The sequence below is a fragment of the Nonomuraea sp. 3-1Str genome (genome assembly GCF_031570565.1).
Lineage (GTDB): Bacteria > Actinomycetota > Actinomycetes > Streptosporangiales > Streptosporangiaceae > Nonomuraea.
In genome coordinates, this window is the sequence record NZ_JALHBK010000012.1 from 1 (window position 1) to 22,082 (window position 22,082).

Here is a 22,082-nt window from a genome sequence, read left to right on the forward strand (position 1 = left end):
GACATCGCCGCCCGGTGGCGCGATGTCCCGCACGTCCCTGCCGTCCTCGGCGGCCTGGCGCAGCTCGTGCCCCACCAGGTCCTCGGGCTGCACCCAGGTGAGGCGGATCACGCGCCGCCCTCCCCGGCGTCGCCCGCCTCGCTCGCGATCAGGGCGGCGAAGTCGCTCTCGTGGGCGCGGCGGCGGGCCTGGTCGTCGGCGTGGACGCGCCGCGCCACCCCGGCGATCGCCCGCCCCGGCTCCACCAGGTCCGTACGGCTGGCCCGCCCGATCTCCTCGACCCACTCCGCCGGCACCGAGGCGAGCCCGCCGAGCGCGCCGGCGATGGCGCCGCCCATGGAGGCGATGGAGTCGGCGTCGCGCCCGTAGTTGACGCCCCCGATCACCGTCTCCCGGAAGTCGCCCTTGCCCACCACCAGGAACCCCAGGGCGAGCGGCAGCTCCTCGATGCTGTGCACCCGGCTCGGCCGGCGCGCCCCGAGCCCCTGGTCGCGGTAGGTGTCGGCGACGGTGTCGTAGGGCCGCATCGCGGCGCGCAGCGTCTCGAACGACCCCTCCCAGTGCCCGAGCCCGCGCGCCGCCTCGCAGACCGCCTCGATGGCGGCCCGGGTGCCGTCCTTGGCCAGCCGCAGGCACACGGCCACGACCGAGTCGGGGGTGGCGCCCGGCCGCATGGCCTCGGCGACCGCGGCGGCCATCACGCCCGCGGCCTCGCGGCCGTAGCTGGACTGGTGGGCGCCGGTGAGGTCGATCGCCTCGGCGTAGGCGGCGTCGGGGTCGGCGGCGTTGACGACGCCGACCGGCGCCACGTACATGGCGGCGCCGCAGTTGACGATGTTGCCGACGCCGGCCTCGCGCGGGTCGACGTGGCCGTAGTGCAGGCGCGTGACGATCCACTTCTCGGCGAGGAAGATCCGGTGCAGCGGCAGCGCCTCCGCCTCCAGCTCGGGGATCCAGCGCCGCTCCCCCATCAGCTCGGGCACCAGGTGCTCGGCCATCGCGTACGCGTCCAGGTGGCCCCGGACCTTCTCGTAGACGCGGATGAGCGCGTGCGTCATCAGGGTGTCGTCGGTGATGTGGCCGTCGCCCTTGTGGTACGGGGCGATGGGGCGGGCGTTGCGCCAGTCCTCGTTGAACGGCGGCACGATGCCCTCGACCGGCCCGCCGTACCGCTGCGTGATCTGCTCCGGTGTCCAGCCCTCCGTGGCGCCGCCCAGCGCGTCGCCCACCGCCGCTCCCGCAACACAGCCCATTGCCTTGTCGGTGAGCGGGTCTGCGGGCCGGCCTGCGGGCTGGTCTGCGAGCGGCGTCATGCGAGTTCCTCCGTGAGTTCGATGAGATCTGTTCCCGCCAGGCTCGGCAGGCAACAGCCGGCCAGCGTGCGGGCCGAGGCGGTCCACCCCTCCGGGATCGCCTCGTACCCGCCGCAGGCCCCCGTGATGGCGCCGGTCAGCGCGGGCGCCGAGTCGGCCAGCGGCGCCAGGCAGGCGGCGGCGGGCACGGCCCGGTCGAGCGCGCCGCCCGACACCTCGGCGAGCACCAGCGCGACGGGCACCGTCAGGGCGGCGCCCACCGCGTAGCTGTAGACGTGGTCGAGCAGGGCGGCGTCGAGCGCGGGCACGGCGGCGAACGGGTCGCCGGCCGCGCGCGCCGCCTTCAGCGCGAGACGCGCGTTGTGCCCGATCGCCGTGTCCTCGGGCAGGACGTCCAGCGCCGCGCGGACGGCGTCCCCTGCGGACCCCGTCGCGACCGCGGCGGCCACGGCGGCGGCCATGGCGAGCGCGCCGAGCACGCCGTCGCCGGCGTTGGTGACCCGGGCGTCCTCGCCGGGGTCACGGCCAAGGGCGCCGAAGGCGACGGCCCGCACGGCGGCGGCGTCGTCGAAATGGTGCGGGTTGTCGTGGCCGCTGGCGGGCGGCTCGACGCCCCGGGCGAGATTGTCCAGCGCGGTGGCCACCGAGATGCGCGCCCGGACCTCGGGGCCCAGCTCGCGGAACGCCGCGGCGCGCGGCCGGTCGATCGTGAGCGCCGTCCAGGCCAGCCATTCGGCGTCGTCGGACGGGCCGAGCGCGAGCGGGGCGACGGGCTGGTTCAGCGCGAACGGCACGGGCAGCGTGGTGACCCGGTGCTCCTCGGCGAACGCGTCGAGCTCGCGGTGGAGGCGTCTGCTCCACGGGGCGTGCAGGGCGGAGCGGTGCCGCCCGGCGGGCCAGCCCGCGGCATCACCGACGGCGAGCCCGACGAAGGCCCCCCGGATTCTGTCCCCCGACATGGTCTCTACAGTCCTTTCGCCGTACGGTCCGGGTGGTCGGCCGGTTCCCCGGCCGGCCGGGCCGCGGGCCGGGCGGCCAGGTCGCCGGTGAGTTCGTCGGCGAGTTCGTCGGCGACGGTCAGGACGTGCCTGCCGGCCACCACGGGCAGGCAGGTGCCCGCGACCGGGCCGACGCGGGCGGCCCACCGCTGGGGTACGCCGGCCTCGCCCTGCCCCGCGCCGGCGATCGCGCCGGCGATGGCGCCGATGGTGTCGGCGTCGCGGCCCAGGCCCACGGCGAACGTCACGGACGCCTCCACCTCGCCCCCGCCCGCCAGGTAGGCGGCCAGGGCGAGCGCCACGGCCTCGGGCGCGACGTCGGTCCACGGGTAGTGCCGGACCACGACGGCCTCGTGCAGCGCCTCCACCAGCGCCGCCTCCCGACGGTCCGAATCGCTGTCCGACTCATCGGCCGAGCCGGCGCTCGTATCACGGTCCGTTTCGCGGTCCGTTTCGCGGTCTGTGACGCGGTCGAGGGCGGCGACCGCGCGTTCGATGGCGCGGGCCGTCCAGGAGTCCGGCGGCACCACCGACAGCGCCGCCGCCACCCCCTCGCGCGGCGGCAGCCCCGCCATGGCGGCGGCCACGGCGCCCGCGACGGCCCGCCCGCCGAGGATGCCCTCGCCGGACTGGCTGACCCGGCCGTCCTCCTCCACGAGCCGCGCCGCCTCGGCCGGGTCGCCCGGGCAGAAGATCCCGTACGGCGCGGCCCGCATGGCGAGCCCGTCCGACCAGCCGTGCTGGTGGACCAGGCCGGTCATCGGCGGTTCGAGGCCGCGGCGCAGCGCCTCGACGGTCCCCAGCTCGGAGAACCCGGCCCCGCGCATGGGGCCGGCGATCCGCGGCAGCACCTCGGCCCGGTAGGCGTCGGCCACCGCGGCCGAGGTCAGTCCGTGCCCGTGCCGCACCAGCAGGGAGGCGGCGAAGATGGCGTACTCGGTGTCGTCGGTGCCGCCGCGTTCGATCTCGGTGAGCCGGCCCCAGCGCCGCCGGATCTCCGACGGCGTGAGGTTCTCGGCGGGCGCCCCGAGGGCGTCGCCGGCCGCGAGGCCGAGCAGACACCCCCGGGCCCGGTCGCGATACGTCACTTCTGGTACCGCTCCAGCACCTTGTTGCCGTCCTCGACGAGCTTCTTCGCCACGTCGTCAATGGTGATCTTGTTGGCGAAGTACTCCTGGAGCGCCGGCGTCGCCACCTTGCTCTTCCACTCGTCGAACCCGTTGACCTTGAGGAACGGCGCGACGACGAGGTTCTTGGCTGAGGCCGTGGCCACGTCCCAGCCGTTCTCCTTGGTCGTCATCGACGGGTCGGCGGCGGCCTTGACGGACGTCGGCAGCAGCCAGTCGCCCTTGGCGAGCTTGGCCTGGTTGTCCGGGTTGAGGAAGAAGGAGATGAACTTCAGCGCCTCGTCCGGGTGCTTGCTGTCCTGCGACACCGAGAGGGTCTGGGAGACCGCGCCCTGGTCGGAGGTGGTGCCCTTCAGCGGCGGCAGCGTCACCCAGTCGAAGCCCTTCGGCGCCTGCTCGGCGACCTGCTGGCGCAGGTACACGCCGGCGGGAAGCAGAGCGAACTTGCCGGCGTAGAAGGCGGGCAGCGGGTCGGCCGTGCCCTGGCCGAGCGCCGCCGGGTCGGCCGACTTGTCCTTGTAGAGCTGGTCGTGGATGCGCTGGAGGACCTGCTTCTCCTCCGGGCCGACCTTGACGGTGGTCTTGCCGTCGGCGGTCTGGAAGAACGTGCCGCCGAAGTTGAGGGCCAGGTTGAGGGTCTTGTTGACCGGCGACTTCATCGGCCACGCCACGCCGAACGCGCCGCCCTTGGTCATCTTCTTGCTCGCCTCGGCGAACTCGTCCCACGTCCACGGGTTGTCGGGGGTGGGGATGCGCACGCCGGCGCCGTCGAGGAGCTTCTTGTTGGCGATGATGACCTGCGACTCCTGCAGGAACGGCACGCCGTACACGCCCTGCTTGCCCTTGCCGTCATCGAAGGTGACGGTGTCCCACGACTTCTGCGGGATGTCGCTCTTCAGCTCGGCGGGCAGCTTGTCCGACAGGTCGAGCAGGTAGCCGTCGGAGGAGAAGCCGGACAGCGCGGGCGAGTCGTTGTGGATGACGTCCGGCGCGGTGCCGCCCGCGAACTGGGTGACGAGCTGGTCGTTGACGTTGTCCCAGCTGCCCTGGACGTAGGTGACCTGGATCTTGGGGTTGGCCTTGTTCCACTCGTCGACGATCTGCTTGTTGGCGGCGACCGACTCCTTCTGCCAGGCCAGGCTGAGGAAGTTGAGCTTGACCGGCTCACTGGGCTCGGCCGCGGAGCCGCCCTTGTCGCCGCTGCCGCCGCTGCCGCAGCCGGCGGCCAGCGCGACGATCGCTGCCGCCGCCAAAGCGGACTTCATACGCATGAGAGCCTCCTACTAGCCCTTGACGGCGCCGGCCATCAGACCGGACTTCAGTCGCCGCTGGATGATTGCGAAAAAGATCAGGCTCGGGATGGTCGCCATGAGCGACGCCGCGGCCAGCGGGCCGAGCCGGGCCACTCCCTCCGGACCGGTGAAGCGCACCAGCGTCAGGGGGAGCGTCATCACGTCGGGGTCCTGCAGGACCACGAGCGCGAAGAGGAACTCGTTCCACGACGAGATGAACGAGAACAGCAGCGTCGCCACCACGCCGGGGGCGAGCAGCGGCGCCACCACGCGGGCGATGGTGGTGATCCGCCCGGCGCCGTCCACGGCCGCGGCCTCCTCCAGCTCGGCCGGGACCGCACGCACGTACCCCTGGAGCATCCACAGCGCGAACGGCAGCGTGAACGTCACGTGCACGACCACCAGGCCGGGCAGCGTGTTCACCAGCTCCAGGTCCCGAAGGATCATGAACAGCGGGATGATGATGAGGATGAACGGGAAGACCTGGCTGACCAGCACCCACCCGATGGCGATCCGATTGACCAGGCCGCGGTAGCGGGCCATCGCGTAGGCGGCGGGCAGCGAGATCAGCACCGTGACGAGGCTGCTGGCCAGTGCCACGACCAGGCTGCGGGTGGCCGCGCCGACGAGGTCCTGCTCGCCGAACGCGTCGGCGAAGTTGGCCAGCGTCGGGTCGCGCGGGATCCACGTCGGGTCGGCCAGCGCCATCTCGCGCGGCGTCTTCAGCGCCGTGGACAGCAGCCACAGCAGCGGGAACGCGAGGAAGACGACGTAGGCGAGCAGGGCGAGGTACTGCGGGACGCGGCGCACCCCGGCGGCCGCTCCGCGGGTGGTGGTCACTTGGCCTCCCTCATCTGGCGCCACAGGTACACGCCGAGCACCGCGAGCACGACGACGGCCATCGCGAGGCCGAGCATCGAGGCGTAGCCGGCGAACCGGTACCGGAACGCCTCCTCGTAGGCGAACAGCATCGGCAGCCGCGTCTGGCCGCCCGGCCCGCCCTGGGTGAGCACGTAGACCAGTCCGAACTGGTTGATGTTCCACACGAAGTCGAGCGAGGTGATGGCCACGATGACGGGCTTGAGCTGGGGCAGCGTGATGTTCCAGAACTTGCGCCAGCGGCCCGCCCCGTCCACCTCCACGGCCTCGTACAGCTCTCTCGGGACGCTCTGCAGGCCCGCGAGCAGCACGACGGTCGTCTGCGGCATGCCGGTCCAGACGCCGACCACGATGATCGCCGGCAGGGCGAACGAGAAGTCGGCCAGCCAGTTGACGTGGGTGCCGAGCAGGCTGTTCAGGATGCCGGCGTCGGGGTGGTAGACGAGCTTCCACATGAGGCCGATGACCACCGGCGGCATCGCCCACGGCACCACCGCCAGCACCCGGGCCACTCCCCGGAACCTGAGGTCCTGGTTGAGCAGCAACGCCAGGCCCAGGGCGGCGAGGAACTGCAGACCGGTCACCGAGACCGACCAGATCATGCCGATCCGGAACGACGACCAGAAGTCCTCGGCGGTCAGCAGCTCGGTGAGGTTCTCCAGGCCGACGAAGCTCGTCTCGTGGTTGCGGGTGTTGCGCGCGTCGGTGAACGCCAGCCCGATGCCGTACAGCAGCGGGCCCACGCTGAACAGCAGGACCGGCACGAGCGCGGGCAGCATGAGCACCCACATCTCGCGGGTCTGCCGGGAGATCCCTCTGCGGCGCGCCCGCCGCCCGGGCGGCGTGGGCGGCGCGGACCTGGTCGCGGTCGCCGTCATGACGTGCCCCCTCCTTCCGTGGTCCTGGTCTCTTCGTCGATGCCGATGTCGATGCGGGTGCCGGTGCCGGTATTGGAACCGGAGCCGCCGCCGGGGCGTCGCCCCGGGTCGCGCCGCACGGCCGGCGGCTCGGGCGTCGTGGAGGCGCGCACCACCAGGCGGGGCGGAACGGTCACCACGCGCGGCTCGTGCTCGCCCTCCTGGAGCCGGTCGAGCAGCAGCTCGGCGGCGGCCCGGCCACGCTCGGCCGACCCGAGCGAGACGCTGGTGAGCGACGGCCACGAGGCCGCGGCGAGGTCCGTGTCGTCCATGCCGACCACCGCCACGTCCTCCGGCACGCGCCTGCCGGCCGCGCGCAGCACGTCCAGCGCGCCGAGCGCGATCAGGTCGTTGGCGCACAGCAGCGCGTCGACGTCGCCCACCCGGTTGAGCAGCGCCGCGACCGCGCGGGCGCCCTCCGCCCGGTAGAAGTCGCCGATCTCCACCAGGTCCTCGTCGTACGGCAGGCCCAGCTCGGCCAGCGCCTCCCGGTAGGCGGCGCCGCGGGCCGCGCCCGGCACGGTGTCGGTCGGGCCGTTCACCAGGGCGATGCGGCGGCGGCCGAGCCCGTGCAGGTGGTCGACGGCCAGCCGGACACCGGTGCGGGAGTCGGCCCGCACGTTGTCGACGGGCGTGCCCTCGGGCACCGAGCCGATGACCACGACGGGCGCGCGGGCGGCCGCCAGCATCTGCAGGTGCGCCTCGGTGACACGCAGCGGCACCATGATCATGCCGTCCACGTAACGCTCTCCGAGGCTGTGCAGCACGTCGATCTCGTCAGCGACGACGGCGCCGGTGGAGTGGAGCACGAGACGGTATCCGGCGGCCTTCAGCACCGGCTGGATCTCGCGCAGCATGGCCAGGTACGCCGGGTTGCCGACGTCGGCCATGGCGAACGCGACCTGGTGGGTGCGCCGCGACTTGAGCGAGCGGGCGACGGCGTTGCGCACGTAGCCGAGCTCCTCGGCCGCGGCCATCACCTTGCGCACGGTCTCCTGCCGGGTGGGCAGGCCGTTCAGCACCCGCGAGACGGAGGCGATGGACACGCCCGCGCGCTCGGCGATCGTGGTGATCGTGGGTCCCTGTGCCAACGTCGTCCTTCCCGGTTCGTAAACGTTTCCGGCATGATTCTGTAAACGTTTACGGTGTTTCGGACATGAAACCCGGACGCCACACAAGGGTCAAGTCACGATCACATAACGCCAGGTCAACGCCATGTCTGACAAACAGGGCAGACCTTCGGCAAGGTATCGGTCATGGAATCGGCACATACGGGCGACGGGGCGGCTGGGATTGGGAGCGCTCCCGTGGGCCGTGGTGGGTGCACCACGGCCCCGGTGACCGGGCGCGCGTCACGGCGGGCGACCGGTGAGGCGGCGGAGCGTGCCCCTGGAAGGTCACCGGCCACGGTCGGCGGGTGGGGGCTCGCGTGCCTGCCGTAAAGGATCTCTGACGCAGGACCGGCCACGGCCCCGCGCCGGCCGTGCATGCCTTGACGGGAGGACCCACCGCGGCGAGACGTCAGGAGCGGACGGGAGCCACCACACGCGGGTGCTCGGTGCTCAGGGCGCGGATGGCCGGGGCGCCCGTGAGGGCGACGACCGCCGCGAGGACCGCCGGGACGAACAGCGCCACCGGCAGCGAGGACGCCTCGGCGACGTACCCCAGCACGGCGGGTCCCACCAGCAGCCCGCTGTAGCCGAACGCCGTCACCAGCGACAGCGCCCGGCCGACCTGGCCGCCGGCCGCGCCCACGGCGCTGAAGATCACCGGCACCACCGTGGCCAGCCCGACCCCCGCCAGCGCCCACCCCGTCCAGGCGCACACCACCCGCAGCGCCTCGCCGACCAGCGGCGAGACGAGCACGAGGACGTACCCGCAGGTGGCGAGCAGCCCGGCGAGCTGGATCGTGCGCACGGAGCCGAGCCGGCCCCTGATGGGGTCGCCGAGCAGCCGGATGGTGGTCATGGCGACGGAGAAGATCGTGTACGCGATAGGCGCGGCGGCCGGGTCGGTGCCGAGCACCCAGCGGGCGTGGAGGGCGGCCCAGTCGATGGCGGCGCCCTCGCTCAGGTGCCCCGCGAACGCGGCCAGGCCCAGCATCGCCACCAGCCCCCACCGCCGCCCGGAGCCGGCCCGGGCCCTGGAGCCGTCACGCCGGGAACCGGCGTCCGCGTCCTCGGGCCCGGACGTGGCCTCGGACCCGGACGCGGACGCCCGCGCGGGCAGGAGCAGCCGCGCGAACGGTACGTACACGAACGGCACCGCCACGGCCGCCACCACGAGCAGCGCCTGCGCGTCCAGCCCGGCCTGCAGCACCAGCGCCGTCAGCCCGCCGCCGGCGGCCCCGCCCAGGCTCCACGTCCCGTGGAACGCGGAGATGATCGGCCGCCGGTAGGCGTGCTCGACCTCGACGGAGTGGGTGTTCATGGCCACCTCCGTCACGCCCAGCCCCATGCCGAACACCACGGCCAGCACGGCCAGCCACAGGTACCCGGGGGCGAGGGCGGGCCCCAGCAGCACCGCGGCCGACACCGGCCCGGAGAACCAGCAGACGGCCCGGCTGCTCCACCGGTCCACGAGCGGGCCGGCGACCAGCATGGACACCAGCGCGCCACCCGAGATCAGCAGCAGCACACTGCCGAGCCGCGCGGGGCCCAGGTCGAGCCGGTCGTTGAGGGACGGCAGGCCGGCGGCCCACAACCCCATCACGAACCCCGCCAGAAAGAAGTAACCGAAAACCGCGATACGGGCACGTCTGGCCACCGCAAGACTTATGTTCACGGCTAGAGCATAATCATGGATGTGAGGACGACACAATGGCGATGACCCCGAACCCGACCCCGCCCCCCATCCGGGCGTCGGGCCCTGACCCGGGTGTTGGCGCGGAACCCGGCACGGGGCCCGTGACGAGTTCGGCCATCGGCTCCGCGGCGAGCGGCACGACAGCTGGCGGGCCGACGGGCGGAGCGACGACCAGTGGGTCGGCGGGCGGGGCGACGACCAGTGGGGCGTTGCGCGCTCACAATCGGGTGCGGCTGTTGCGGGCCGTGCACGACTGCGGGGCGAGCCTGACGCGTTCCCGGCTCACCCGCGACCTCGGCCTCGCCCGCGGCACGGCGTCCGTCCTGGTCGGCGAGCTGGCCGAGGCCGGGCTGCTGCACGAGGAGCCGGCCGCCGAGCACGGGCGCGGCCGGCCGACGCAGGTGCCCGGACCGCACCCGTACGGCCCCCTCGCCCTGGCGGTGGACGTGCGGGAGGACGCCTGGGAGCTGGCCGTGTGCGAGCTGGGCGGCCGGGCCACGGTCCTGGAGGTGCGCCCGCACGACGGGACGCCCGAGGGCGCGCTCGTCCCCCTCGGCGCGGCGCTGAGGAGCCGGCTCGACCACCTGGCCCCCCGCGTCGTCGGCATCGGCGTGGCCCTGGCGGGCCCGGTGCGCCCCGGCGGGCTCGTCGACATCGCCCACCTGCGATGGAACTCGGTCGACGTACCCGGCCTGCTCGGGCTGCCCGAGCCGCCCGTCGTGGGCAACGACACGGCGTTCGCGGGGCTGGCCGAGGCGCGGCGGGGCGGGTTGCGCGGCGTCGCGGTGGGGCTGCACCTGCACGTGGACTTCGACCTGGGCGGGGTGCTGATCGTGGACGGCCGGCCGCTGGGCGGGGCCGCCGGCATCGGCGCCGAGTTCGGGCACATGCCGCTCACCGGCGGGGACGCGCCCTGCATGGGCGGGGCCCGCGGCTGCTGGGGCCAGGGGGGGGGCACGAACGCCCTGCTGCGCCACCTCGGCCTCGCCCACGGCGGCGGCCGGGGCCGCGACCAGGCCGAGCGGCTGCTCGCCGGCGCGGCGGCCGGTGACGAGAGCGCGGTGCGGGCGGTGACGGCCTGCGCCGGCGCGCTCGGCCGGGGCATCGCCGCCCTGGTGAACGCGCACGACCCTGAGGTGGTGACGTTGTCGGGGTTCGGCGTGGACCTGCACGCGCGGGCGCTGCCGGCGCTCATGGAGCGGTTCGGAGGCGGCCTGATGACGATCCGCCGCGACCGGCCGCCCCGGCTCGCGCCGTCGGCCCTCGGGTGGCGCGGCTCGCTGATCGGCGCCATGGAGTCGGTCTTCGACGCCTTCCTGACGGTCGAGGCCGTGGACCGCTGGCGCCGCACCCGCTCCTGAGAGCACCCGGCCTCCGGACACACTTGACCCTTATGGGGGTGCCGTCAACGAACGTGTCACCAGCCCCGAACGCGGGAATCGGACCGACACGCCGCGGAGCCGGTCGCAAGTCGGCTGCCCCGAAGAATGCCGTGAGTGCGGCGATGCCCTGGCCGGCTTTGTTCAGGCCCGCGAGCTGCGGCCGATCAGGTTCTGCGCGAGATGACCATGATGTATTCGCAGGGAGCGTTCGTTCGGTTGGCGAAGCCGTGGTCCGCGTCGGCCTGGAAGAACAGGGAGTCGCCTGTGTTCAGGGTCTCGCTGATCCCGCCGATCGCGACGGTGAGGGTGCCTTCGAGCACCACGAGCTGTTTCTCCGTACCCGGCGGATACGCGGGCAGCAGCCCGGTGGAGACCTGTGCCGGGAGGTGGTGGACGACCATCTCGGCTCCGCCCGCGCCCGGGGCCGCTGACACCATGTGCCGCTCGAAGCCGGTTTCCGGGTCACGGAAAACGGGGCGATCGTTCTTGCGCATGACAATGGCCACACCAGACGCGGCAGCAGCCGGCGCACCGATCAGGTCCGAGAGCGACGCGTCGAGCGCGTGGGCGATCCTGGACGCGACGCCGATCGTCGGGCTCTTCTCACCGCGTTCGACCTTGGACAGCATCGCCCGGCTGACCGACGACTGTGTGGACAGCTGCTCCAGCGTCAGACCCGCCTCCTCGCGGCGTCGCCGCACGTTACCGCCGAACGCGCCGGCCAGGTCATCACCGTGCTGTGGTTCGGCCGCGTTTCCGTCTTGCTCGACCACCGTGCTCCTTGATCGTTGGGTGTCTCGCTGCCCACAGTGTAGGGTTTCTCCTAAAGAAGACAGATTCTTCTATCAGAGACGCGATGTGCGCCCAACACGACGGAGGTTCCGTGCGTTTGATCTCAAGTGGCCAGCACCATGCCACGTTCGAATTCGGCGATCTGCAGGTGATCTCGTTGCGAGACGGGTACATCGACATGCCGCCGACCCGGCTCCGCGACGAGGACGGGCGCCCGCTCGATGAGCTGCCGGCCGCCGTCCCGCTGGCCGGCGACAACTTGCGGCTGTCGGTCAACGCCTTCTTCGTCACCGACGGCACGCGGTCGGTTCTCATCGACACCGGCGCGTCCAACGCCTGGCACGACCCCACCATGGGGTTGATCTACGACGCGCTCGACGAAGCGGGAATCGACCGCGCGCATGTCACCGATGTGGCCATCACCCACAAGCACGAAGACCACGTGAGCGGCCTGATCGCGCCGGACGGTTCAGAGGCGTTCACCAAACTCGAGCGCGTGTGGATCGGCGCGGGCGACACCTCGGTGTTCACGGGGCGGCTCGAACCGATCCGCGACCGGGTCGTACCCGTGTCGGAGAAGGTCGCGATCAACGACTGGACCACCGCGATCCCGACACCGGGCCACACACCCGGTCACACCGTCTACGACGTCAGGAGCGGCACCGGCCACCTTCTCGTCTGGGGCGACACCGTTCACGTTCCCACGCTCCAATTCGATCAGCCGAACGTGTCCTGGGAGCTCGACGGCAACCAGTCCCAGGCCCGCACCGCGCGAGCGACCCTCCTCGAACGACTGACCCAACCACACCACTTCGTAGCCGGCGCCCACCTCGACTCACCCGGCATAGCCCGCGTAACCCCCTCCGGTGACGGTTATGCGCTGGAATACCTCGCACCACCGATCGGCTGATCGAGCCTGTCGGCTCCGGGCGGCGCTGGCCTCCTCGGACCGGATGCCGCCTGGCAAGGCGTTCGACCTCGCACGCTGCTGTCCGACCTCAATCCCAAGAACCTCGCCCTCGCGGTGGCCGCCGCCCTGGCGATCGCCGCAAGAACGAACAGGCGTCTTGACGCATCAGGCTGTCGAACACGCCCTCCGGTCCGCGAGAAGGGGCTGCGACACGCCCGGATGCCGGAATGTGATGCAAAACACGCACAAGGGGTGAAATCCCGCAGCACGCCGGACGCCTCACCCCGTCCTGCGACCTCGGAACGGTCCATCTCAGCAAGCCACGCCCAAGGCCGTCCGCACCCGCAGGAGACCGTGGACGGCTGGAGACGGCCGCCCGGAAGGACGCCGCCGCGCGGTGATCCCGGGATCGGGCCGCGCAGAGGCGCGGCGGGCCGGCCACCCGCGCTCCCTCGTCCGGGAAACGAACGCAGACAGGGCCGCCCACCTGGGCGTTTGCCGGCGGCTGAACGGTTCTCACCACTCCGCCCCCGGGCCAGGCGGGCCCAGCGGCCGCGGCACGCCATGACGGCGGCCCGGCAGGCCCGGCAGGCGGCCTCGGGCGGAGCCGTCCAGGCCCTGGCCGGAGGCCGTTTCCCGGGCGCGGCGGGCGGCGTCCCGCTGTCGTCGCCCGCCCGCGGCGGCGACGCGAGGCGGGCCGCGGCGGCGTCCCCGAGGAGGGCGTGGCCCGTCCCCGGGCGGCCGCGCCGGCGTGGCGCACCCCCTGAGCGGACGCTTTCCGCACCAAGAACCGCTGGTATCCGCCATGATTAGCCACTGCACTACGGGTAACAGAACCCCGAACGTTTAACTCCCCGAGGAGACAGAGATGGCACTTCCCACTCTTACCCCCGAGCAGCGCAAGGCGGCTCTGGAGAAGGCGGCCGAGGCCCGCGCGGCGCGTACCGCCCTGCTGGCCAAGGTCAAGGCCGGCGAGATGTCGTTCTCGCAGCTGCTGGAGCGCGATGACGACATCGCCAAGAAGATCAAGGTGTCGCAGGCGCTCCGCGCGGTCAAGGGCGTCGGCCCGGCGAAGGCGACCGCGCTGATGGAGGAGGCGGGCGTCGACGAGAAGCGCCGCCTCGGCGGCCTGGGCGCCCAGCAGCGCAAGAAGCTGGTCGAGGCGCTCGGCTAGAACCCGGGTGTCCGGGTCCTGGAGACCGGGTGGCCGGGTCCGCGCGGGTGTGCCGCGCGGACCGGCCGGCCGCCCGGCCCCGGAACCCCCGGCCAGAGCCCGGAACGACCCCCAGGACCAGCCCCGGAACGACAACAGAGACCAGCCCCCGAGCGCGGGAGCCGGCCCCCGGCGGGGTCAGGAGCGCAGGTGGGTCAGGAGCGCAGGTAGGTCAGGACGGCGAGGACGCGGCGATGCTGGTCGCTGTCGTCGGCGTAGAGACCGAGCTTGCTGAAGATGCTCCGGATGTGCTTCTCCACAGCCCCGTCGCTGATCACGAGCTGCCTGCCGATGGCCGGGTTGGACCTGCCCTCGGCCATGAGCCCCAGCACCTCGCGCTCGCGCGGCGTGAGCTGCGCCAGCGGGTCGTTCTTGCGCCTTCGTACCATCAGCTGCGACACCACCTGCGGATCGAACACGGTCCCGCCCCCGGCCACGCGCCGCAGGCCCTCCAGGAACTCGTCCACGTCCACGACCCGGTCCTTCAGCAGGTAGCCCACCGCGCCCCGGGCGTCGGCCAGCAGGTCGTCGGCGTACGAGACCTCCACGTACTGCGACAGGATGAGCACCGGCGCCCCCGGCACCCGCCTGCGGGCCTCGACGGCGGCGCGCAGGCCCTCGTCGGTGAACGACGGCGGCATCCGCACGTCCACGACCGACACGTCCGGCCGGTGCTCCTCCACGGCCGAGACGAGGGCGTCGCCGTCGCCGACGGCCGCCACCACCTCGCAGCCGAACTCCTCCAGCAGCCTGACCAGGCCCTCCCTGATCAGAACCGCGTCATCGGCCACGACTACGCGCACGGCACCTCCGCCACGATCACTGTCGGCCCGCCGTCGGGCGAGTCGACCGTCAGCTCCCCGTCGACCGCGCGGAGCCGGTCGGCGAGCCCGGCGAGACCGTGTCCCTTGGCGACGTGTGCGCCGCCGACACCATCATCCCCGATCGTCAGCATGAGGAAGTTCCCGGTCCGGCTGAGCTGGATGGTGCAGAGGGTCGCGCGGCTGTGCTTGGCGATGTTCGTCAGGGACTCGGCGACCACGAAGTAGATCGCGTTCTCCACGGCCGCCTGGAAGCGCCCGACGATCTGCACGTCCAGCTCGACGGGCACCGTGCAGCGGCCGGCCAGGGCGGCGAGCGCGGGCGCGAGCCCGCGGTCCGACAGGATGGGCGGCGCGATGCCGCGCGACAGGGCGCGCAGCTCGTCGAGCGTCTCGCGGGTGGCGGAGATCGCGGAGGTGATCGTGGCCTGCGCCCCCTCCGGGTCCTTGGCCAGCTGCCGCTGCGCCCGGGACAGCTCCATGGCGAGCGAGACGAGGCGCTGCTGGGGGCCGTCGTGGATGTCGCGCTCCAGCTTGCGCAGGGCGTTCGCCTCGGCGGAGACGGCGGCGGCGCGCCCCTCGGCGAGGTCCTCGATGCGCTCCTGGAGCTGGGCGACGCCCGTGAGCAGCCCCCGGCCGAGCGCGGAGCGCACCAGCGCGGCGGCGCGCACCGTGACCGGCATGAGCACCAGGCCCAGCAGGCCGAGGGAGACGTAGAAGATCGAGTTGACGCCGTAGCCGTCGCCGAGGCCGAGCAGCTCGGGCAGCTCCACGTTGCCCGGGATGCGGGAGGTCACGATGCCGTAGACGGGGTAGAGCAGGCCGGCGAGCGGCACCGCCCAGAACACCACGGTCAGCACGAAAGCGATGATCGCCATCGGCAGGTTCAGGATGCCGTGGAGCAGGTCGAGCCAGGACTGGCCGCTGGTCAGGGGGTTGATCAGCCGGCGGAACCGGCCGGCGCCCTCGGGGGCGGGGCGGTAGCGGGGGCGTACGGGCGGTTGGCCAAGGACGTCGGACAGCCAGCCGCGCTCGGCGTCGGCGAAGCCCCTCGCGATCATGAGGGTGCCGGCCAGGAGCGGCACGCCGACCCACACGACCGCGGTGCCGACTCCGGCGGCGAACCCGGCGACCAGGATCGCGAAGCCGATGACGGTCGTGGGGAAGCCCACGAGCGTGTAGCGCGTGTCGAGCAGGACACGCCTCATGAGGGAGAGCATGGCGCAACGCTATGCCGGAGTCGTCGCGGTTTCGACCCGGTGCGCAGGCATGCCGCGGTAGGGCAGGCCCTACCCCGGCGGGTGGTGTGGTCTCGACCCGGACTCGGTGGCCCACGGCAATGTGCCGGCGCGGCCCCGCCGGGAGCCTGGGTTCATCTCCTTCCCCGATGAACCCCGACGACCCCCGCATGAATCGAGGCCCCCCGTGACCGTGCTCCTCGACCGCCCGGCGACGCCCGGAGGCGGTGTCGCGGCCGGCCCGCCGCGCGTCGCCAGGGACCCGTTCATCGACGTGCTGCGCGTCGCGGGCATCGCGCTGGTGGTGTTCCAGCACTGGACGATCCCGGTGCTCGCCTTCGACGGGACCACTCTGACGACCGGCAACGCGCTGGAGACGCCCGGGGTGTGGGTGGTCACGTGGCTCAGCCAGGTGATGCCGCTGGTGTTCTTCGCCGGCGGAGCCGCCAACGCGATCAGCTTCCGCCGTGCCCGGCACGACGGGCCGCGCTGGCTGGCCACGCGGCTGCGGCGGCTCGCCTGGCCGCTGCTGCCGCTGGCCGCCGTGTGGATCCCGCTCCCCCACGCGCTGGCGGCGCTCGGCGTCCCGGCCCAGCCGCTGGAGACGGGCACGCGGCTGACCGGCCAGCTCCTGTGGTTCCTCGCCGTGTATCTGATCGCGGTGACGGCCACGCCGCTGATGGCTCGCCTGCACGACCGGTACGGCGGGCGGGTCCCCGTGGCGCTGGCCGCCGGTGCGGTGCTGACGGACGTGGCCCGCTTCTCCACGGGCGTGGACGCGCTGGGCTATCTCAACATCGTGTGCGTCTGGCTGGCGGTCCACCAGCTCGGCCTCCTGTACGCGGAGGGGCGGATCACCCGGCCGGGCGTCATGGCGGCGGGCGGGTTCGGGGCCGCGGCGCTGCTGGTGTGGGCCGGACCGTACCCGGGCAGCATGATCGGCCTGCCCGGCGCCGAGATGTCGAACATGGCGCCCCCGACGCTGGCGATGCTGGCCGTGGCGTTCGGGCAGGTGGGGCTGGCCCTGCTGCTGCGCGAGCGGATCCTGCGGCTGCCGCTGGGCGGGCTGCTCAGGTGGGCGGGGCCGCGGGTCATGACGGTGTACCTGTGGCACATGCCGGCGCTGTTCGCGGTCACCGGCGTCGCCGTGGTGGCGCTGGGGCTGGACACGCCGGCGCCGGGCAGCGCGGGATGGTTCGCCGGGTGGCCGCTGTGGTTCGGCGCGCTGTGCCTGGTGATGTGGCCGCTGCTGAAGGTGTTCGCCCGGTTCGAGGAGCCGCCCGCGCTGCCGTACCGGCCGGGCGGGTGGCCGGGGGTGCTGGTCGCGGCGGCGCTGGTCGGCGCCGGTCTGCTGACGCTCACGGTGGCGGGGTTCGCGCCGGGGGCCGCGCCGGTGCCGGCGGTGGCGGCGGTCATCGGCGGGCTGCTGCTGACGACGCGGCGCCCGCTCGCGCGCTCCACCGCCCGTCCTCGCACGTGATGCGCACCGGATGGTCGAAGCAGGCGCTGACGTGGCCAGTGGTCAGCACGTCTTCGACGGGCCCGGCAACGAGACACCGCCCGCCGCGCAGCAGCATGGCGTGGGTGGTGCTGGCCGGCAGTTCCTCCAGGTGGTGGGTGACGAGGACCGTCGCCAGCGACGGGTGCTCGCGCCGGAGCGCGTCCACGCTGGCGAGCAGCCGCTCGCGCGCCGCCAGGTCCAGGCCGGTGGCGGGCTCGTCGAGCAGGAGCAGCCTGGGCCGGGGCATGAGCGCCCGGGCGATCAGCGCCCGGCCGCGCTCGCCCTGGGACAGGGTGTCCCACCGGGCGTCGCACCGGGCGGCGAGCCCGAGCATGCCGGTGAGCCGGTCGGCGCGCTCGACCTCCCCGGCGGCCGGCGACCAGCGGGGCACGAGCGCCGCCGTGTTGGTCAGGCCGGTCAGAACCACCTCGCCCAGCCGCAGCGGCCCGTCGGGCGCATGACGCGGATCGACGTGGCCGATGAAGGAGCGCAGCTCCCGCACGTCGACCCGGCCGAGTCGGCGGCCGAGGACCTCGACGGCACCGCGCGTGGGATGGGTGACCGCGCCCAGGAGCTTGAGCAGCGTGGTCTTGCCCGCGCCGTTGGCGCCCAGCAGCGCCCAGTGCTCGCCCCGGCGGACCGTCAGGTCGATCGAGCGCAGCAGGTGAGCGCCGTCGCGGACGACGTCCACGCCGGCCACGCGCAGCACGGGGCCGGCGGCGGACGGGGTGGAGACGATCATCCTTCGGCCGGCCGTGCGCGCAGGAACTCCATGAGGCCCTCCAAGTTGTCCACCGTGGCGGCGACCGCCGCGCCGGTGTCTCCGCGGGCCAGCGCCTCCAGCAGCCCGGCGTGGTGGCAAGAGACGTCTGGCATCGCGGTCTCGTGCGTCACCATCTCGGCCATGACCTCGCGCAGCACCGGCCTGGCCGAGGCGAACAGCGCCACCAGCGCCGGGTTGCCGGACAGTTCCATCACCGCTTGGTGGAAGTCGAGGTCGGCGTCCACGAAGGCCGCCGCGTCGCCGCCGATCTGCTCCTGACGCCCCCGCAGCGCCGCCCGGAGCCCTTCGATGTCCTCCGGCCGCGCGCGTCGCGCCGCCAGCCTGGCGCCCTCGACCTCCAGGGCCCGGCGGACCTCGCACGCCTCCAGCGCCCTCGCCCGCCGCAGCAGCGCCCGTACGTCGGCCGCCTCCCCCGCCGCACGGGCGGCGAAGGTCCCCGACCCGTGGCGGACGTCCAGCAGCCCCTCGCGGGCCAGCACCCGGACCGCCTCCCGCACCGACGACCGGCCCACGCCCAGCTCGGCCGCGAGCCGCTCCTCGCTCGGCAGCCGCTCGCCCGGCTTCCAGAACCCGTCCCGGACCCGCTCCCGTAGGAGCCTTTCGAGCTGCGGCACCACGGGCCCGCGCGTCAACCCCGACTCGACCATGCCCGCCACCCTAGCAGTCCTCAGACGTCTGAGGACTCGTCGGCTGGGGCTGTGAGCCGGCGGAAACACGCCTGTCATACGCGGGTCGCCACAATGGCGTGACATGACGACACTACGACCGCTGTCCGAGGCCGACCTGCCGGCCGTCGCCGGCATCTACGCCCACTACGTCGACCGGACCGTGGCCACCTTCGACGAGACGCCCCCCGGCGTCGAGGACTGGCGGGGCAAGGCGGCCGCCATCGCGGGGGCCGGGCTGCCGTTCCTGGTGACGGAGGAGGACGGCGAGGTGACGGGGTTCGCCTACGCCGGCCCGTTCCGTCCCAAGCCCGCCTACCGGCACACGGTCGAGGACACCATCTACCTGGCGCCCGGGGCGACGGGACGCGGCCTGGGGCGGCTGCTGCTCGGCGAGCTGATCGAGCGGGCCGCCCGCGCGCGGGCGCGGCAGATGGTGGCGGTGATCGCCGACAGCGGCGACCCGGCCTCGCTGCGGCTGCACACGGCCTTCGGCTTCGAGCAGGCGGGGCGGCTGAGGGGCGTCGGCTTCAAGCACGACCGCTGGATCGACACGATCCTCCTCCAGTTGACCCTGTGAAGTGAACCGGTTCGAAGCACCACGTTCCCCGCGCACGCCACAACGGTCGGGCAGGCGGTTCGGAGCACCAGGGTTTCCGCCTCACTCCCCCCGCACGCCACAACGGACGGCGCGCATCGGGCAGGCGGTTCGGAGCACCGGGGTTTCTTCGGCAGGATAGGGACCGTGAGCCTTCTCATCGACCGCCTTCCCGAAGAGATCGACGCCGACCCCGACGCGATCTTCGACGCCTTCGTCTCCTGGAACTCCGAACGGGGGCTCACGCTCTATCCCGCCCAGGAGGAGGCGCTCATCGAGGTCGTCTCCGGCAGCAACCTGATCCTGGCGACCCCCACGGGCTCCGGCAAGAGCCTGGTCGCGGCCGGCGCGCACTTCGCGGCGCTGACGCGCGACATCCGCACGTTCTACACCGCGCCGATCAAGGCGCTGGTGTCGGAGAAGTTCTTCGACCTGTGCGCCGTCTTCGGCACCGAGAACGTCGGCATGATGACCGGCGACGCCAGCGTCAACCCCGGCGCCCCCATCATCTGCTGCACCGCCGAGATCCTCGCCAACGTCGCGCTGCGCGACGGGGCGGCGGCCGACATCGGCCAGGTCGTCATGGACGAGTTCCACTTCTACGCCGAGCCCGACCGCGGCTGGGCCTGGCAGGTGCCGCTGCTGGAGCTGCCGCACGTGCAGTTCGTGCTGATGTCGGCCACGCTGGGCGACGTCTCGATGTTCGAGCGCGACCTGACCCGGCGCACCGGCCGGCCGACCTCCGTGGTCAAGCACGCCGAGCGGCCGGTCCCGCTGGTCTACTCGTACCGGATGACGCCGCTGCACGAGACGCTGGAGGAGATGCTCTCGACCGGGCAGGCCCCCGTGTACGTCGTGCACTTCACGCAGGCCGCCGCGATGGAGCGGGCGCAGGCGCTGATGTCGATCAACATGGCGACGAAGGCCGAGAAAGAGGCCATCGCCGCGATGATCGGCGGTTTCCGGTTCACCACCCGCTTCGGCCGGGCGCTGTCGCGGCTCGTGCGCCACGGCATCGGCGTGCACCACGCCGGGATGCTGCCCAAGTACCGCCGCCTGGTCGAGCGGCTGGCCCAGGCGGGCCTGCTGAAGGTCATCTGCGGCACCGACACGCTCGGCGTGGGCGTCAACGTGCCGATCCGCACCGTGCTGTTCACGGCGCTGTCCAAGTACGACGGCAACAAGGTGCGCCGCCTGCGGGCCCGCGAGTTCCACCAGATCGCCGGCCGGGCCGGCCGGGCCGGGTTCGACACGATCGGCTACGTGGCCTGCCAGGCGCCCGAGCACGACGTCGAGAACGCCAAGGCCCTGGCCAAGATCGGCGACGACCCGAAGCGGCGGCGCGGCTACGCCCGCAAGAAGCCGCCGGAGGGGTTCGTCGGCTGGAGCGAGGAGACGTTCGAGAAGCTGCAGACGGCCGAGCCGGAGCCGCTGGCCTCGCGCTTCAAGGTGAGCAACGCGATGCTGCTGGCCGTCATCAACCGGCCCGGCGACTGCTTCCAGGCGATGAAGCACCTGCTGACCGACAACCACGAGGACCGCAAGTGGCAGCGGCGGCACATCAGCCAGGCCATCGCCATCTACCGGTCGCTGCTCGCGGGCGGCATCGTCGAGCAGCTCGGTGAGCCCGACGAGCAGGGCCGGCGGGCCCGGCTGACGATCGACCTGCAGGAGGACTTCGCGCTCAACCAGGCGCTGTCCACCTTCGCGCTGGCCGCCTTCGACCTGCTCGACCAGGAGGCGCCCGGCTACGCCCTCGACATGGTCTCCATCGTCGAGTCCATCCTGGACGACCCGCGCCAGATCCTGTCCGCCCAGCTCAAGAAGGCCAGGGGCGAGGCGGTCGCGCAGATGAAGGCCGACGGCATGGAGTACGAGGAGCGCATGGAGGCGCTCGCCGAGGTCATGTACCCGATGCCGCTGGAGGACCTGCTGCTCGGGGCGTACGAGACGTACCGGCGGGGCCACCCGTGGGTGGGCGACTACACGGTCAGCCCCAAGTCGGTGGTGCGCGACATGTACGAGCGGGCGATGACGTTCGGCGAGTACATCCAGTTCTACGAGCTGGCCCGCTCGGAGGGCACGGTGCTGCGCTACCTGGCCGACGCCTACCGGACGCTGTCGCGCACCGTTCCCGAGCACCTGAAGACCGAGGACCTGGTGGACCTCATCGAATGGCTGGGCGAGCTGGTCAGGCAGGTCGACTCGTCACTGATCGACGAGTGGGAGAAGCTGGCCAACCCCGCCGAGGCGCTCGAGGCGCACCAGCAGCTGGAGACCAGGGTGCGGCCGGTCACGGCCAACACGCGGGCGTTCCGGGTGCTGGTGCGCAACGCGATGTTCCGGCTGGTGGAGCTGTGCGCGCTGGAGAAGGACGCGGAGCTGGAGGAGCTGGCTCCGGACGTCGACTGGGGCGCGGCGCTGGACGCCTACTACGACGAGCACGAGGAGATTTTCACCGACGCCGACGCGCGCGGGCCGGCGCTGCTGCGCATCGAGGAGGAGAGCGGGCTGTGGAAGGTCCGCCAGACGGTCAAGGACCCGGCGGGCGACGGCGACTGGGGCATCGACGCGCAGGTCGACCTGGCGGCCTCCGACGAGGAGGGTCGGGCGGTGCTGCACGTCATCGGCCTCAACCGGCTCTGATCCCGTGCTGGGAGCGCTTGGAGCCCGGCGGCCCCCGGGCCGACGCCGGGCTCGACGTCCCCCGCACCGGCCACACCTGGTGATCGCAGGGATCACGGGGACGCGCGGCGGGAGAGATAGCCGTGTGCCGGAACGGACTGGCAACGGCGTTCCGGCACACGCCTGTTCCTCAATCCTCGCGGGGAAAGGTTCTTGATGGGG

General features: G+C 72.9%; 19 protein-coding genes. 6 read left to right on the plus strand and 13 right to left on the minus strand.

Going from position 1 to position 22,082, the window contains the following annotated elements; genetic code table 11:
• Positions 1–107: 107 nt before the first annotated feature.
• From MTP10_RS20040 to MTP10_RS20075, 8 genes are all read right to left on the minus strand, one after another.
• Positions 108–1,313, minus strand: coding sequence for an ADP-ribosylglycohydrolase family protein (locus MTP10_RS20040; protein WP_310711015.1), 1,206 nt, complete (start codon positions 1,311–1,313; stop codon positions 108–110).
• Positions 1,310–2,272 carry an ADP-ribosylglycohydrolase family protein gene (locus MTP10_RS20045; RefSeq protein ID WP_310711016.1) on the minus strand — a complete coding sequence of 321 codons (963 nt, stop codon included), beginning with the start codon at positions 2,270–2,272 and terminating at the stop codon, positions 1,310–1,312. Before MTP10_RS20045 ends, MTP10_RS20040 begins: the two co-directional genes overlap by 4 nt.
• A 5-nt stretch (positions 2,273–2,277) precedes the next feature.
• Entirely contained in the window at positions 2,278–3,399 is a 1,122-nt protein-coding gene (locus MTP10_RS20050) for an ADP-ribosylglycohydrolase family protein (protein WP_310711017.1), read from the minus strand.
• Entirely contained in the window at positions 3,396–4,709 is a 1,314-nt protein-coding gene (locus MTP10_RS20055; protein ID WP_310711018.1) for a sugar ABC transporter substrate-binding protein, read from the minus strand. The genes MTP10_RS20050 and MTP10_RS20055 overlap by 4 nt, the downstream gene beginning before the upstream one ends.
• Positions 4,710–4,721: 12 nt before the next feature.
• The gene (locus tag MTP10_RS20060; protein WP_310711019.1) at positions 4,722–5,570 is read right to left on the minus strand and encodes a carbohydrate ABC transporter permease; all 849 of its coding nucleotides are present in this window, start codon (positions 5,568–5,570) and stop codon (positions 4,722–4,724) included.
• Complete coding sequence (locus MTP10_RS20065) at positions 5,567–6,487, minus strand: sugar ABC transporter permease (protein WP_310711020.1); 921 nt, start codon at positions 6,485–6,487, stop codon at positions 5,567–5,569. Before MTP10_RS20065 ends, MTP10_RS20060 begins: the two co-directional genes overlap by 4 nt.
• On the minus strand, positions 6,484–7,617 hold the full coding sequence (locus MTP10_RS20070) for a LacI family DNA-binding transcriptional regulator (protein ID WP_310711021.1): 1,134 nt from the start codon (positions 7,615–7,617) through the stop codon (positions 6,484–6,486). Before MTP10_RS20070 ends, MTP10_RS20065 begins: the two co-directional genes overlap by 4 nt.
• Positions 7,618–8,047: 430 nt before the next feature.
• On the minus strand, positions 8,048–9,310 hold the full coding sequence (locus MTP10_RS20075) for an MFS transporter (RefSeq protein ID WP_310711022.1): 1,263 nt from the start codon (positions 9,308–9,310) through the stop codon (positions 8,048–8,050).
• Between the two features lie 230 nt (positions 9,311–9,540).
• Between MTP10_RS20075 and MTP10_RS20080 the strand changes: the two genes are divergently transcribed.
• Positions 9,541–10,692 carry an ROK family transcriptional regulator gene (locus MTP10_RS20080; protein ID WP_310711023.1) on the plus strand — a complete coding sequence of 384 codons (1,152 nt, stop codon included), beginning with the start codon at positions 9,541–9,543 and terminating at the stop codon, positions 10,690–10,692.
• A 185-nt stretch (positions 10,693–10,877) separates the two neighbouring features.
• On the opposite strand, the gene MTP10_RS20085 is transcribed toward MTP10_RS20080, so the two are convergent.
• Entirely contained in the window at positions 10,878–11,486 is a 609-nt protein-coding gene (locus MTP10_RS20085; RefSeq protein ID WP_310711024.1) for an XRE family transcriptional regulator, read from the minus strand.
• A gap of 110 nt (positions 11,487–11,596) precedes the next feature.
• Here MTP10_RS20085 and MTP10_RS20090 point away from each other — a divergent pair, with 110 nt between their 5' ends.
• On the plus strand, positions 11,597–12,415 hold the full coding sequence (locus tag MTP10_RS20090) for an MBL fold metallo-hydrolase (protein ID WP_310711025.1): 819 nt from the start codon (positions 11,597–11,599) through the stop codon (positions 12,413–12,415).
• Positions 12,416–13,283: 868 nt separating this feature from the next.
• Positions 13,284–13,589, plus strand: a complete 306-nt coding sequence (gene mihF, locus MTP10_RS20095) for an integration host factor, actinobacterial type (protein WP_310711026.1) — start codon at positions 13,284–13,286, stop codon at positions 13,587–13,589.
• Between the two features lie 194 nt (positions 13,590–13,783).
• Here the strand turns inward: mihF and MTP10_RS20100 are convergent, their stop codons facing one another.
• Both MTP10_RS20100 and MTP10_RS20105 read right to left on the minus strand, forming a co-directional pair.
• Entirely contained in the window at positions 13,784–14,431 is a 648-nt protein-coding gene (locus MTP10_RS20100) for a response regulator transcription factor (protein WP_310711027.1), read from the minus strand.
• Positions 14,422–15,657: a sensor domain-containing protein gene (locus MTP10_RS20105; RefSeq protein ID WP_310711028.1), complete on the minus strand. Its 1,236-nt coding sequence runs from the start codon at positions 15,655–15,657 to the stop codon at positions 14,422–14,424. The genes MTP10_RS20100 and MTP10_RS20105 overlap by 10 nt, the downstream gene beginning before the upstream one ends.
• 217 nt (positions 15,658–15,874) lie before the next feature.
• Here MTP10_RS20105 and MTP10_RS20110 point away from each other — a divergent pair, with 217 nt between their 5' ends.
• Positions 15,875–17,167 (plus strand): acyltransferase, encoded by a 1,293-nt coding sequence (locus tag MTP10_RS20110; protein ID WP_310711029.1) that lies wholly within the window; start codon positions 15,875–15,877, stop codon positions 17,165–17,167.
• Here MTP10_RS20110 and MTP10_RS20115 read toward each other — a convergent pair.
• Positions 17,100–17,930, minus strand: a complete 831-nt coding sequence (locus tag MTP10_RS20115) for an ATP-binding cassette domain-containing protein (RefSeq protein ID WP_310711030.1) — start codon at positions 17,928–17,930, stop codon at positions 17,100–17,102. The genes MTP10_RS20110 and MTP10_RS20115 overlap by 68 nt on opposite strands.
• Entirely contained in the window at positions 17,927–18,619 is a 693-nt protein-coding gene (locus MTP10_RS20120; protein WP_310711031.1) for an FCD domain-containing protein, read from the minus strand. The genes MTP10_RS20115 and MTP10_RS20120 overlap by 4 nt, the downstream gene beginning before the upstream one ends.
• 103 nt (positions 18,620–18,722) lie before the next feature.
• Between MTP10_RS20120 and MTP10_RS20125 the strand changes: the two genes are divergently transcribed.
• Positions 18,723–19,217: a GNAT family N-acetyltransferase gene (locus MTP10_RS20125; RefSeq protein ID WP_310711032.1), complete on the plus strand. Its 495-nt coding sequence runs from the start codon at positions 18,723–18,725 to the stop codon at positions 19,215–19,217.
• 156 nt (positions 19,218–19,373) lie between these two features.
• Positions 19,374–21,881 (plus strand): DUF3516 domain-containing protein, encoded by a 2,508-nt coding sequence (locus MTP10_RS20130; RefSeq protein ID WP_310711240.1) that lies wholly within the window; start codon positions 19,374–19,376, stop codon positions 21,879–21,881.
• The last annotated feature ends 201 nt before the right edge of the window (positions 21,882–22,082 follow it).

Excerpts from the sequence above, each read along its gene's own strand:
- MTP10_RS20120 (WP_310711031.1), bottom strand. The coding sequence starts at position 18,619 with ATGGTCGAGTCGGGGTTGACGCGCGGGCCCGTGGTGCCGCAGCTCGAA.
- MTP10_RS20045 (WP_310711016.1), bottom strand. The coding sequence starts at position 2,272 with ATGTCGGGGGACAGAATCCGGGGGGCCTTCGTCGGGCTCGCCGTCGGT.
- MTP10_RS20105 (WP_310711028.1), bottom strand. The coding sequence starts at position 15,657 with ATGAGGCGTGTCCTGCTCGACACGCGCTACACGCTCGTGGGCTTCCCC.
- mihF (WP_310711026.1), top strand. The coding sequence starts at position 13,284 with ATGGCACTTCCCACTCTTACCCCCGAGCAGCGCAAGGCGGCTCTGGAG.
- MTP10_RS20040 (WP_310711015.1), bottom strand. The coding sequence starts at position 1,313 with ATGACGCCGCTCGCAGACCAGCCCGCAGGCCGGCCCGCAGACCCGCTC.
- MTP10_RS20115 (WP_310711030.1), bottom strand. The coding sequence starts at position 17,930 with ATGATCGTCTCCACCCCGTCCGCCGCCGGCCCCGTGCTGCGCGTGGCC.
- MTP10_RS20055 (WP_310711018.1), bottom strand. The coding sequence starts at position 4,709 with ATGCGTATGAAGTCCGCTTTGGCGGCGGCAGCGATCGTCGCGCTGGCC.
- MTP10_RS20065 (WP_310711020.1), bottom strand. The coding sequence starts at position 6,487 with ATGACGGCGACCGCGACCAGGTCCGCGCCGCCCACGCCGCCCGGGCGG.
- MTP10_RS20125 (WP_310711032.1), top strand. The coding sequence starts at position 18,723 with ATGACGACACTACGACCGCTGTCCGAGGCCGACCTGCCGGCCGTCGCC.